The sequence below is a fragment of the Nocardiopsis sp. CNS-639 genome, assembly GCF_000381685.1.
Classification (GTDB): domain Bacteria; phylum Actinomycetota; class Actinomycetes; order Streptosporangiales; family Streptosporangiaceae; genus Nocardiopsis; species Nocardiopsis dassonvillei.
In genome coordinates this window covers 1-11911 of the sequence record NZ_KB906898.1, presented here as the reverse complement: position 1 = coordinate 11911, position 11911 = coordinate 1, and the positions used below count along the sequence as shown (strand labels likewise).

The 11911-nt window shown below is 73.0% G+C and carries 11 protein-coding genes and 1 pseudogene; 9 read left to right on the top strand and 3 right to left on the bottom strand.

The window, feature by feature from the left end; all coding sequences use genetic code 11:
• Positions 1-178 precede the first annotated feature (178 nt).
• The 7 genes and pseudogenes from G011_RS0129310 to G011_RS0129280 all read left to right on the top strand — a co-directional run.
• Positions 179-1534 (top strand): LLM class flavin-dependent oxidoreductase, encoded by a 1356-nt coding sequence (locus G011_RS0129310; RefSeq protein WP_019611602.1) that lies wholly within the window; start codon positions 179-181, stop codon positions 1532-1534.
• A gap of 469 nt (positions 1535-2003) precedes the next feature.
• On the top strand, positions 2004-2540 hold the full coding sequence (locus G011_RS0129305) for a flavin reductase family protein (protein WP_019611601.1): 537 nt from the start codon (positions 2004-2006) through the stop codon (positions 2538-2540).
• 125 nt (positions 2541-2665) lie between these two features.
• Positions 2666-3211, top strand: coding sequence for a histidine kinase (locus G011_RS0129300; protein WP_369757426.1), 546 nt, complete (start codon positions 2666-2668; stop codon positions 3209-3211).
• A 76-nt stretch (positions 3212-3287) separates the two neighbouring features.
• The gene (locus G011_RS0129295) at positions 3288-4085 is read left to right on the top strand and encodes a DUF4097 family beta strand repeat-containing protein (protein WP_019611599.1); all 798 of its coding nucleotides are present in this window, start codon (positions 3288-3290) and stop codon (positions 4083-4085) included.
• A gap of 23 nt (positions 4086-4108) precedes the next feature.
• Complete coding sequence (locus tag G011_RS0129290) at positions 4109-5074, top strand: daunorubicin resistance protein DrrA family ABC transporter ATP-binding protein (protein ID WP_019611598.1); 966 nt, start codon at positions 4109-4111, stop codon at positions 5072-5074.
• Positions 5071-5862, top strand: a complete 792-nt coding sequence (locus G011_RS0129285; protein ID WP_019611597.1) for an ABC transporter permease — start codon at positions 5071-5073, stop codon at positions 5860-5862. The genes G011_RS0129290 and G011_RS0129285 overlap by 4 nt, the downstream gene beginning before the upstream one ends.
• 16 nt (positions 5863-5878) lie before the next feature.
• Positions 5879-6226 (top strand): annotated as a pseudogene (locus G011_RS0129280) (cytochrome P450); the annotation flags it as partial.
• On the opposite strand, the gene G011_RS0129275 reads toward G011_RS0129280, so the two are convergent.
• Positions 6210-7346: a HAMP domain-containing sensor histidine kinase gene (locus G011_RS0129275; RefSeq protein WP_019611595.1), complete on the bottom strand. Its 1137-nt coding sequence runs from the start codon at positions 7344-7346 to the stop codon at positions 6210-6212. The pseudogene G011_RS0129280 and the gene G011_RS0129275 sit on opposite strands and share 17 nt — an antisense overlap.
• On the bottom strand, positions 7343-8017 hold the full coding sequence (locus G011_RS0129270; RefSeq protein ID WP_019611594.1) for a response regulator transcription factor: 675 nt from the start codon (positions 8015-8017) through the stop codon (positions 7343-7345). The genes G011_RS0129275 and G011_RS0129270 overlap by 4 nt, the downstream gene beginning before the upstream one ends.
• A 283-nt stretch (positions 8018-8300) precedes the next feature.
• On the opposite strand from G011_RS0129270, the gene G011_RS0129265 reads away from it, so the two are divergent.
• A complete protein-coding gene (locus G011_RS0129265; RefSeq protein ID WP_026338778.1) occupies positions 8301-9845 on the top strand; it encodes a trypsin-like serine protease in 1545 nt (514 codons plus the stop codon).
• Between the two features lie 87 nt (positions 9846-9932).
• Here the strand turns inward: G011_RS0129265 and G011_RS0129260 are convergent, their stop codons facing one another.
• Positions 9933-10511, bottom strand: a complete 579-nt coding sequence (locus G011_RS0129260; protein ID WP_019611592.1) for a TetR/AcrR family transcriptional regulator — start codon at positions 10509-10511, stop codon at positions 9933-9935.
• A 371-nt stretch (positions 10512-10882) separates the two neighbouring features.
• Here G011_RS0129260 and G011_RS0129255 point away from each other — a divergent pair, with 371 nt between their 5' ends.
• On the top strand, positions 10883-11752 hold the full coding sequence (locus G011_RS0129255) for an alpha/beta hydrolase (protein ID WP_026338777.1): 870 nt from the start codon (positions 10883-10885) through the stop codon (positions 11750-11752).
• Positions 11753-11911: the final 159 nt, after the last annotated feature.

The window sequence follows — 11911 nt, the reverse complement described above, 5'->3', positions numbered from 1 at the left end:
GCGCATCGCTCGGGTAGAAGCGGTACCGATAGGCCCGCTTCACGCTCTTCCTGGCCATGGCACACACCGTAGCGACCGCCCTGCGATCGCGTGAGCGAAACCCAACAGAAAGTCACGAGAAGGGAGAGGGCGTGTTCTTCCCGTCCTGAAGGGCGGGGTATCCACGCCCAACAAACAGATGACCGACGGACGACGGCTCCACCTCAACGCCTTCCTCATGGGGGTGGGGCACCACGAGGCGGCCTGGCGGCACCCGCGCACGCGGCAGGACGGGGTGCTGGACGTGGCGCACTTCCAGAACCTGGCGCGCGTCGCCGAACGCGGACGGCTGGACTCGGTGTTCTTCGCCGACGGCCTGGCCGTGGGCCACCGGGTCGAGCGCAACACCCTCGCCGTCTTCGAACCCATCACCCTGCTCAGCGCGATGGCCGCGGTGACCGAGCGGGTGGGGCTGATCGCCACCGCCTCCACCGGCTACTACCCGCCCTACCTGCTGGCCAGGGCCTTCGCCTCGCTGGACCACATCAGCGGCGGGCGCGCCGGATGGAACATCGTCACCTCCGGCCGCGAGGACGAGGCGGCCAACTTCGGACTGGACCAGGTGCCCGAGCACGCCGACCGCTACGCGCGTGCGGCGGAGTTCACCGACGTCGTCGTCAAGCTGTGGGACAGCTGGGAGGACGGCGCCCTGCGACTCGACGCCGAGGAGGGGGTGTTCGCCGACCCCGACCGCGTCCACGCCATCGACCACGAGGGCGAGCGGTTCCGGGTGCGCGGGCCGCTGAACTCCCCTCGCCCGCCGCAGGGCCGTCCGGTGCTGGTGCAGGCGGGGTCCTCCGAGGACGGCAGGGAGTTCGCCGCGCGCTACGCCGAGGCGGTGTTCACCGCGCAGCAGACCCTCCGGGAGGGGGTGGACTTCTACCGCGACCTCAAGGGTCGGTTGGCGCGTTTCGGGCGCGCCCCGCAGGAGTTGAAGGTCCTGCCCGGGATCGTGCCGTTCATCGCGCCGACGGAGGCCGCGGCCAAGGAGCTGGAGGCGGAGTTCACCGGGCTCATCTCCCCGGACTACGCCCTGCGCCAGCTCTCCCAGATGCTGGGGGTGGACCTGACCGGGCACCCGCTGGACGCCCCCCTGCCCCCGCTGCCCGGCGAGGACCGCATCCGCGGCAACAAGAGTCGGTTCACCCTGGTCGCGGACCTGGCGGCGCGCGAGTCGCTGACCGTGGGGGAGCTGATCGGGCGCCTGGGCGGCGGGCGCGGCCACCGGACCTTCGCGGGCACGCCCGAGCAGGTGGCGGACGAGATCCAGGGCTGGTTCGAGGCCGGGGCCGCCGACGGGTTCAACGTCATGCCGCCCCACCTCCCCGGCGGCCTGGAGGACTTCGTCGATCAGGTGGTGCCGATCCTCCGGGAGCGCGGCCTCTTCCGGGAGGAGTACGAGGGGACGACCCTGCGCGACCACTACGGTCTGCCCCGTCCTCCCAGCCAGTACGCCGAAGCCGTGCCGGTACCGGAGGTCTCCGGCGCGGTCTGAGACGGCCGCGGACGGGACCGCGGCGTCGGCGCCGTCGGCGTCCCCGGCCGCCGCGGTTATTCCATACTTTTTCGGTTGACAAAGTAGATTGATGGGAAGGACCCTCGACACGGGGCGGTGGAATCGCGGAGCCGCCGCCCCGGGGCCGACCTCCGGCCGCCGCTCCGACGACCGCCGGAGCGGCGACCGCGCGGTCGGCCCGCGGATCCGGGGCAGGGGAGGGCCGCTGCGCGCGGAGCGCCGAGGCCCCGCCCCGGATCCGCTTCCCCGGCCCCGTTCTCCGCCCCGGATGTGTCGTCCCGCCCCGGGAGGCCGGTCGCCTCCCCAGACCCGTTCGTCTCCCGGACCTGTGCGCCCCCACGGGTCCCGACCACCGCCCGGCCGCCTCCCGGCCACTGGCCGTGAGGCGGCCCCGCCCCGTGGCGCACGCCGCCTGAACGCCGCGTTCCCAGTACCGAGGGAGAGTCCGATGAGCACCGCGCAGAGCGCTTCCCCGCCCCACCCCGCCTCCGAGGCCGCCCGGTTCCGCGCGACGCTGCGGCACCACCCGGCGGGGGTCGTCGTCATCACGGCCGGTGTCGACGGCCGACCCGTCGGGCTGACGGCCACCTCCTTCACCAGCGTGAGCCTCGATCCGCCGCTGGTGGCCTTCTACGTCGCCGAGACCTCCTCGACGTGGACGACGCTGCACCTGGCCGGGGCGTTCGCCGTACACCTCCTGGCGGAGGACCAGACGGACCTGGCGGCGAGGTTCGCCCGCAGCGGCGCGGACCGCTTCGCCCCGCCGACGTCGTGGCGCCCGGGTCCCGAGGAGGTCCCCCTGCTCGACGGGGTGTCCGCCAGCCTGGTGTGCAGGAGGTTCGACACCCGGCTGATCGGCGACCACTGGCTGGTCGTCGGCGAGGTGACGCACACCCTGGTCCTGGACGACCTCCGTCCGCCGCTGCTGTACCACCGCGGCGCCTTCGGCGGTTTCGCCCCCCTGCACGGCCCGAACCCCGCCTGACCAGGGCGGCTCCGACGGCCGCCCAGGGCCCGGCGGCGACGCGCCGTACCCCCGCGGGGGTACGGCGCTCAGTCGTGCGCGGCGGACGCTTGACATGACGTCATATTTGACGCCATGATGACGTCATGGATTTGATGCCGTATGTCGACGAACTCCGCCGCCAGCTCCAGGTGGCCGCCGAAGCCGGGAACGAGGACGCCCGGGTCATCGCCGAACGCCTCAGTGCAGCCCTGGAGCCCGCTGCGCGGCTGACCCTGCTGGACGCGCTCTCCGCCGCCGCAGACGAGATCACGCGCGAACTCGCGCCCGGGTCGGTCGAGGTCCGGCTGCGCGGGCGGCGGGCTGACTTCATCGTGACGTCACCCGACTTCGAGGACGTCGGAGACGACGGCCTCGTGACGCCACAGACGCACCAGGATGACGTCAGGCAGGCCGACCGGGCCCTCACGGAGCAGCTCCGGGCCGACGCCGAGGACGGGGGCACGTCGCGGATCACCCTGCGCCTGCCCGACCGCCTCAAGCCGCACGTCGAGGAGGCGGCCCGCGGGGAGGGGCTGTCGGTCAACGCCTGGCTGGTGCGCGCGGTGACCGCGTCCCTCGACAGCGGCAGGCGCCGACCCGACACCCGGGCACGCCAGATCGGCCGCGGCTACACCGGCTGGGTCCGCTGACCGGACCCGGCCGCCCGACTCCACCACGTCTCCCACCAGCGGAGACGACCACCAACGCCACGTCAGGGAGACAGCCATGCCAACTTTCGACACCCCCGAACCCGTCACCGCCGACATCACCCTGGTCGCCGGAACCCTCCAGATCAACGCCGGAGGCCGCACCGAGACCACCGTCGAGGTCCACCCGCGCGACGCCGCCAAGGAGAGCGACGTGCGGGCCGCCGAACAGGTCGAGGTCGAGTACGCCGGAGGCCGCCTCCAGGTGAGGGACCCCCAGCCCTCGGGCCTGGGCCGCGTGATCGGGCGCAAGGGCATGGTCGACATCACCGTCGAACTGCCCGCGGGCTCGCGCGTCCACGTCAGCGGCGGCTTCGGCAGCGCCCGCTGCGAGGGGGTCCTGGGCGCGTCCGAGATCACCTTCTCCAACGGCAACATCGCCGTGGACCGCGTCACCGGCAACGCCGAGCTCACCACGGGACACGGCTGGGTCCGCGCGGGGGAGATCGACGGCTCCGCCGTGGTCAAGTCCACGGGCGGCGCCCTCACCCTCGGCACGGTGACCGGTGACCTGCGGGCCAACTCCGCGCACGGTGACATCACCGCCGACCGCGCCCTGGCCTCCGTCACCGCGCGCACCCACCACGGCAGCATTCGGCTCGGCCAGGTGGTCCGGGGCGGCATCGACATCGGGACCGCCTTCGGGGAACTGGAGATCGGCGTCCGCGAGGGCACCGCCGCCTGGTTGGACGCGGTGTCCAAGAAGGGCGTCGTGCGCAGTTCCCTGGAGGCCGCCGACGGCCCCGGCCCCGCCGAGGAGACCGTCGAGATCCGCGCCCGCAGCGTCCACGGCGACGTCATCGTCCACCGGTCCTGAACAGACGGAAGAAGAGACCGAACATGAACCAGCGCACCCCCCGCTCGGCCGTCGCGGTCACCGGACTGCGCAAGTCCTACGGCGACCACACCGTGTTGGACGGCGTCGACCTGGAGATCCCCGAGGGAACCGTGTTCTCGTTGCTGGGACCCAACGGCGCGGGCAAGACCACCATCGTCAGGATCCTGTCCACGCTGATCGGCGCCGACGGCGGCCAAGCCCGGGTCATGGGGCACGACGTGGCGGCGGAGCCCGACGCGGTGCGCGCCGCGATCGGCGTCACCGGGCAGTACTCGGCGGTGGACGGCCTGCTCACCGGACGCGAGAACCTGATGCTCATGGCGAGGCTGCACCGCCTGGGGCGTGCCCGCGCCGACCGCCGCACGACCGAGCTGCTGGAGCACTTCGACCTCGTGGACGCGGCGGGCAGACCCGCCTCCACCTACTCCGGGGGCATGCGCCGCCGCCTCGACCTGGCGATGACCCTGGTGGGTGGACCGCGGCTGATCTTCCTCGACGAGCCGACCACCGGCCTGGACCCGCGCAGCCGCCGGGACATGTGGCAGATCGTCCGCGACCTCGTGGCCGACGGCGTCACCGTCTTCCTCACCACGCAGTACCTGGAGGAGGCCGACCAGCTCGCCGACCGCATCGCGGTCCTGGACCACGGCACGATCGTGGCCGAGGGCACCGCGGCCGAACTCAAGCGCCGCGTCCCCGGCGGCCACGTCCGTCTGCGCTTCACCGGGGCCGAGGCGCTGGAGTCGGCGGCCCGGGCCCTGGGCGGCGAGGCCGACACCGACGCGCTCTCGCTCAGGGTGCCCGGCGGAGGAGGGGTCGCCTCCCTGCGCGACCTCCTGGACCGCCTCGACGCGGCGTCGGTCACCCCCGAGGAGCTGTCGGTGCAGACCCCGGCCCTCGACGACGTCTTCCTCGCGCTCACGGGCCACCGGAGCGCCGACGACAACACCCGGAAGGCCCACCGATGACCACCCTCACCCACGCCGTCGGCGACTCGGCCACGATGGTGGCCCGCCAGCTCCGGCACATGCTGCGCTACCCGTCCATGACGCTGCTCCTGGCCGCGACGCCGGTCCTGCTCCTCCTGCTGTTCGTGTACGTCTTCGGGGGCGCGATGGGCCCCGGCGCGGGCGGGGCCGCGGCCAGCCGCGCCGACTACCTCGACTACATCGCCCCCGGGATCATGCTGATCGCGGTGGCGAGCACGGCCCAGGGGACGGCCATCTCGGTGGCCATGGACATGACCGGCGGCATCGTCGCCCGGTTCCGCACCATGGACATCGCCCGGGTGTCGGTCCTGACCGGCCACGTCGTCGGCAGCCTGGTCCAGTCGATGCTGGGCGTGGCCCTGGTCGCGGCGGTGGCGCTGCTGCTCGGGTTCCGGCCCACGGCGGGCCCGGCGGAGTGGCTGGCGGCCGTCGGCCTGCTGGCGATGGTCTCCTTCGCCCTGACCTGGCTGTCCGTGGCGCTGGGCCTGGTCTCCCAGACCGTCGAGGCCGCGAGCAACCTCCCCATGCCGCTGCTCTTCCTGCCCTTCCTGAGCAGCGGGTTCGTCCCCACGGAGACACTGCCGACCGGCCTGCGCTGGTTCGCCGAGTACCAGCCGTTCACGCCCGTCATCGACACCCTGCGCGGGCTGTTGACGGGCACCGGGACCGGTGACGGCGGGGTCGCCGCGGTCGCCTGGTGCGCGGGCATCGCCCTGGTCTCCTACCTGTGGGCTCGGAAGCTGTACGACCGCGACCCCGCGGCCTAGCCCGGCCGCGGAGACGGACGACGACCGGTCCGGTCGGACCATCGAGGCCGGTACGACGGTCATCGTGTCGCTCAACACCGCCAACCGCGACCCCGAGCGCTTCACCGACCCCCACGTCCTCGACGTCGGCCGGCGCGAGGGCGGGCACCTGGCCTTCGGCCACGGCATCCACCAGTGCCTGGGCCAGCAGCTGGCCCGCGTCGAGATGCGGGTCGCGCTGCCCGCGCTGTTCGACCGCTTCCCCACGCTGCGCCTGGCCGCGTCGGCCGAGGAGGTCGAGGCCGGACTGCGTCCGGAGACCGCGGACCTGCACGGGCTGAAGAGCCTCCCGGTCACCTGGGACGTGTCTACGGTGACGGCGTGAGGTGACCGTGAGGGCGGGGGAGCGTGACCGTCACGGTCAGCCCCCCGCCCGCGCGCGGTCGCAGGTCCAGCGCGCCGCCGTGGACCTCGACCACCCGCGCGACCAGGGCCAGGCCCAGCCCGTGGCCCGGGTCGGGCCCGAACCTGCCCTGCCCGCGCAGGAAGGGTTCGTGCAGCCGGGCCACCGTCTCGGGCGTGTGGTGCGGACCGGTGTTGTCGACCCGCAGGACGGTCCCGGCGCCGGGGGCGTGACCGGTGCTGACCGAAGCCGTCCCGCCCCGCCCCGCGTTGTGGCGCAACGCGTTCTGCACCAGGTTCTGCGTGAGCTGGGTGAGCAGCGCGGGGTCGCCGAGCGTCGGCGCCGGAGCCGGCGCGAGGTACAGCCGCACCCCGCGGCGCTCGGCCTCCGCCGAGTTCTCGGCCACGGCATCGCGGACGATGTCGGCCAGGTCGACCGGCGCGGAGACGGCGGTCACGGCGTTCGCGTCGGCCAGCCGCAGGAGGGCCTCGGTGAGCTCGACCGCCCGGGCGTTGGTGACGCTGAGCCGTTCGACCAGGCGCGGGACGTCCTGCCCCTCCGGGTCGCGGCGAGCCACGTCCAGGAGGGTGGCCGTCACGGCCAGCGGGGTCCGCAGCTCGTGGGAGGCGTTGGCGGCGAAGCGCTCCTGGGTCTCGAACGCGTTCTCCAGACGGTCGAGCATGTGGTCGAAGGCGTCGGCGAGCTGTCGGAACTCGTCGTTGCGCTCGTGCAGCCGGATGCGGTGCTCCAGCCGCCCCGAGGCGGCGACGCGCACGGCCTCGTTGATCCGGTGCAGGGGGCGCAGCACCCATCCGGCGAGGAACCACCCGCCGACGAGTCCGACCACGGCCAACACCACCAGGACGATCCCGGAGACCATGATGACGGCGTCGAGGATCTGCCCGCGGGTGGGGACGACCGGGCCGCCGGAGTCGCGCGGGTTGGCCGCGGTGAGCGGGTAGTCGGGGACGTAGCGCAGAACCACGTAGACCCCGGCCAGCACCGCCAGGCCCGCCGCCACGAGGAAACCGGCGTAGCTCAGGGTCAGGCGCAGGCGTGCGCTGCCCCTCCTCCCGGACGGAGCGGGGACGTGGGCGTTCACCGCTCCTCCCCGGGGGCCGCGAGGCGGTACCCGGCTCCGGGGACGGTGACGATGGGGTCCGGTCTGCCCAGGGACCTGCGCAGCTGCGACATCGTCACCCGGGGCGCGCTGGTGAACGGGTCGGCGTTCTCGTCCCAGACCTTCTCCAGCAGCGTCTCGGAGCTGACCACGCCCCCTTCCGCCCTGATGAGCAGCTCCAGGACGGCGAACTGTTTGCGGGGCAGCCTCAGACGGCGCCCGTCCCGGTCGGCCTCCCTTCGGTACGGGTCCAGGCGCAGGCCGCCCCATTCCAGGACCGGCGGAACGGACGACGAGGGCCTCCGGGCGAGTGCGCGCAGGCGCACGACCAGTTCCTCCAGCGCGAAGGGCTTGGTGAGGTAGTCGTCGGCGCCCAGGGCGAACCCGCCCACCTTGTCCCGTAGCCGGGTCGCGGCGGTGAGCATCAGAACCCTGGTCCCGGGATGGTCGCGCACCACCGCCGCGCACACGTCGTCACCGTGGACCCCCGGGATGTCCCGGTCGAGGACGATCGCGTCGTAGTCGTTGACCGCGGCGCGCTCCAGCGCCTGGTCGCCGTCGAGGGCGATGTCGGCGGCGATGGCCTCCTGGCGCAGCCCCGCCTGGAGCGCCTCGGCCATGAAGACCTCGTCCTCGACGATCAGCACACGCATGGTGTCCCCTCCCGCTCCGATCGCTGCCGCGTCCCGGCACGCCCCACCGGCGGCGCCAAGCCCGCGCGACCCGGCTCCGTGGCCGTTCAGCATAGGCGGGGGCCTGTTGCGAAAACGTTGGGCGCCGGGCACGGGCCCGTGCGCCACCCCTTCCGGCCACCCGGCCGTCCCGTTCCCGGACGGCGGGCCCGGCCCGGCGGGGGCGTCCGGAGCCCGCGCGGGAGCGGTGCCGGGCGCGAGGACCACACATCCGCGCAACAACCGCCCTCCTACGGTCGGGCGCATGCGAAGTCGTACTCTCCTGTCCGCTCTCGTCCTCGCGGTGACCGCGACCGTGGTCACCGCGGTCCCGGCGCACGCCATCGTGGGCGGGAACCCGTCAACACAGTCGTATGAGTTCATGGGCTCGTTCCAGCCCGACTACCCCGCGCCGCCGCGCCCGGACGGCCACGGGTGCGGGGTCGTCGTCCTGGCTCCCCAGTGGGTGCTGACCGCCAGCCACTGCGCGGGCAAGAACCCGACCAACGCGCGGACGGGCGTTCCGCGGGGCTGGAGCGTCCGCGTCGGGTCGCCGGACTCCGACTCCGGAGGCGAGGTGGTCGAGGTCGACCACTACTACCGGCTGGCCACGAGCGGGGACGAGGGGGGTTTCTGGGGCAGGGACCTCGCTCTGATGCACCTGGAGCGCCCCGTCGAGGCCCAACCGTTGCCCATCGCCTCGGCCTCGCCGCCACCCGGGACACCGGTGCGGATCATGGGCTGGGGCATGACGTGCGACGACACCGGGAACCCTGACTGCTTCCCGACACGGTTGCGGGAGGCCGACACCGTGGTGCAGCCGCTCTCGGCGTGCCCCGGCGCGGAGGCCGAGGGCGAGTTGTGCGTCGGCAGCCGGGACGGGAGCGTGGCCGCGGCCAACATGGACTCGGGCGGTCCCGCCCTGGTCCGCGAGGACGGCGCGTGGGCGCTGGCCGGGGTGGTCAGCGGTCCCAGCGGGGAGGGGGCGCCCACGCTGTTCACCGACGCCACCCGGCACACCGGGTGGATCGACGGCGTCATCTCCGGTACCGACGTGCCCCCGGACGACGAGATCCCGGACGTGGAGGGCATGGTGGACCTCCGGGGCTGCGTGGGCTCGGTGGTGCGCACACCGGCCTCGGATCCGGACGCGCCGGCGCTGATGCTGACCAACGGCCACTGCGTACGGGAGGACCGGCCGGCGCCGGGGGAGGCCGTCGTGGACCGGCCCGCCGACCTGGAGGTGCCCGTGGCCGACCCCCAGGGCTACCCCCGGGTCACCGCCCGGGCCGAGCGCCTGGTGTACGCGACGATGACCGGGACCGACATCGCGCTCTACCGCCTGGACCGGACCTACGAGCAGTTGGCCTCCCAGGGGGCGAAGACCTTCGAACTCGGCACCACCCCCGTGCGCCCCGGCGACGAGGTGACCATGGTCTCTCCGGGCACCCGCTCGGACTGCTCCGTCGAGGCCGTGCCCTCGCACCTGCGCGAGGGCGGCTACCAACAGGACGACCCGATCCGCTACGCCTCCGGCGAGGGATGCCTCCCCTACCCGGGCCTGTCCGGCTCGGTGCTGTTGGCCCCCGACGGTTCCACCGTCGTGGGCGTCCACAACACCCACAACAGGGACGGCGAGGAGTGCACCGACGACAACCCCTGCGAGGTGGACGCGGACGGGAACGTGACCTTCGAGCGGGGACGCGGTTACGGCCAGCAGGTCCACGCGGTCCCGGCCTGCCTGACCGACCGTTCGGAGCTGGACCTGTCACGCCGGGGCTGCTCCCTCACCGGCGCCGCGTCGGCCTGACCGTTCCGACCGGCCCGCCCGACGCTTTCGGGGCCGCGACGGGGAGCCCGTGCGCGGCCCCGGCGCGGCCCACCGCGCCCTCGTGGTTCACGACGCCGGGCTGTCGCCCTCGGACGCCGCCAACGACGCGATGAAGCGCTCGGCCGCGGCGTCGACCTCGGCGGAGGGGGCCAGCAGCCTCTGCAGCAACAGCCCTCGCAGGCACGAGGTCGCGATGATGCTCCGCTGCCTCGCGTCCGCCGCCGTATGTCCGTCGCGAAGAGCGGCCGCTTCGAGGAGGGACGCCAGGTCGTCGATGTCGGCGACGAACTCGTGGAAGACGTCGTGCTCGTACACCGCGAGCCCGACCAGGTGGAAGAAGGCGCGGATCCGGTCCTCGTGCGCGTCGTTCGCGTAGAAGCTCCACACGGCCCTGCACAGGGCGGCGAACCCGAGTTCGCCGCCGGTCGCGGCGATGACGAGGTTGTCGCGGCGGCGCGCCTCCAGCAGCACGGCGCGCAGGAGTCCCGGCCGCGACCCGAAGTGGTAGGTCAGCAGCGTGTGGTGCACGCCGAGCCGCTCCGCCACCTGGCGCATCGACAGGTTCGGGCTGGGGCCGCTCCCGCCGTACTCCTCGAACAGCGCCTGCAGGAGGCGCTCCCTGCCTTCCCCGACCGGTGACCTCACACTGCCTCCCTTGACGAGTTCACCACTGTTGAGTACGTTACCGCACAGCGAATTCACCACTGTTGAGGATGATGGGTCGCAGCCCCGCAGAAGAGGTCCCGTGGCCGATGTCCGGTTCGCCGGCGGCATCGTCGCGGACGGATCGGGCGCCGACCCGACCGCGGTCGACGTAGACGTGCGGGACCGCCTCGCCGGGGTCCGTCAGCGCATGGCCTCGGCGTTTCGGCCTGGGCGGGACGATCCGGGTGGGGATGCGCGCCGACATGGTCGCCTGGCGGCGGAACCCGCTCCAGGACGCGGCGGTGTTCGCCGATCCGGACATGGCCGTCCTCGTCGTGAAGGACGGCCGCATCATGAAGGGGAGAAGCCCGATGAGCGGGATACTGCACGGCTGCCTGCCGGACACGGAGTACCTGGAGATCACCGCGCGGTCGGGGCACCGCTACGGCGTATGGGTGACCACACCCCCCGGTTACGCGGACTCCGCGGACCACCTGCCGCTGATCTACGTGTTGGACGGTAACTGGACGGTCGGCCTCACCGCGCCCCTCATCGTCACCCAAGCGGACCCGTACCTGACGATCGCCCCCTACATCCAGGTCAGCGTCGGGTACGCCGGTGAGGAGGCCGCGGGCTGGGCGCACATCCGCAACCGCGACCTCGTGCCGCCGGGGGAACCCGTCGGTGACGACATGCTGGCCACCCTCGCGGCAGCCCGCGAGTCGGGTGCGATGACCCGGGAGCAGGTCGACGCCTACCTCGCGGAGCTGCGGGAAACCCGGGCCGACCTCTTCCTCGACTTCCTGACCGGCGAACTCCACCCTCACCTGCGGTCGAAGCTGCGTGTCAGCGAGTCCGGGCACGGCCTCTTCGGCTACTCCTACGGGGGCCTCTTCGCCCTCTACGCGTGGCTGCGCGGGACAGGACCCTTCGCGAGCGTCGGTGCGGGCAGCCCCGGTGTGGCCAGCGCGGACAGCCGGATCCTCACCCTCGTCGAAGCCCTGCCGGAACCCGGCGAGGACGCGGCCGCTCCACGGCTGCACATCACGCTGAACGAAGCCGAGCTGCTGGGAGACATTCCGTTCTACCGCGGGATGGCCCGTAACGTCCTGACGACGGTGGAACAGTTGCACGCCAAGGGGCGGTCGGAGCGGGTTTCGCAGGTGTTGTTGCGGGAGACGCACGTCACCGGGCTACAGGCGTCGTTCCTGAGCTACCTGAAGGCGTGCCACACGCGCTAGGCACTGTTTTTTAGACGGGTGAGGTCTCGGAGCCAGATCCGGATCGAGGCCACTAACACGGTCCCGTCGAAGATCGTGGCCCGCTTGTCGTAGCGGGTCGCGACCGCCCGGTTCTGCTTGAGCAGGTTGATACACCGCTCCACGGTGTTGCGGCCCCGG

Excerpts from the sequence above, each read along its gene's own strand:
- G011_RS0129300 (WP_369757426.1), top strand. The coding sequence starts at position 2,666 with ATGGATTTGATGCCGTATGTCGACGAACTCCGCCGCCAGCTCCAGGTG.
- G011_RS0129285 (WP_019611597.1), top strand. The coding sequence starts at position 5,071 with ATGACCACCCTCACCCACGCCGTCGGCGACTCGGCCACGATGGTGGCC.
- G011_RS0129270 (WP_019611594.1), bottom strand. The coding sequence starts at position 8,017 with ATGCGTGTGCTGATCGTCGAGGACGAGGTCTTCATGGCCGAGGCGCTC.
- G011_RS0129290 (WP_019611598.1), top strand. The coding sequence starts at position 4,109 with ATGAACCAGCGCACCCCCCGCTCGGCCGTCGCGGTCACCGGACTGCGC.
- G011_RS0129265 (WP_026338778.1), top strand. The coding sequence starts at position 8,301 with ATGCGAAGTCGTACTCTCCTGTCCGCTCTCGTCCTCGCGGTGACCGCG.
- G011_RS0129255 (WP_026338777.1), top strand. The coding sequence starts at position 10,883 with ATGAGCGGGATACTGCACGGCTGCCTGCCGGACACGGAGTACCTGGAG.
- G011_RS0129295 (WP_019611599.1), top strand. The coding sequence starts at position 3,288 with ATGCCAACTTTCGACACCCCCGAACCCGTCACCGCCGACATCACCCTG.
- G011_RS0129310 (WP_019611602.1), top strand. The coding sequence starts at position 179 with ATGACCGACGGACGACGGCTCCACCTCAACGCCTTCCTCATGGGGGTG.
- G011_RS0129305 (WP_019611601.1), top strand. The coding sequence starts at position 2,004 with ATGAGCACCGCGCAGAGCGCTTCCCCGCCCCACCCCGCCTCCGAGGCC.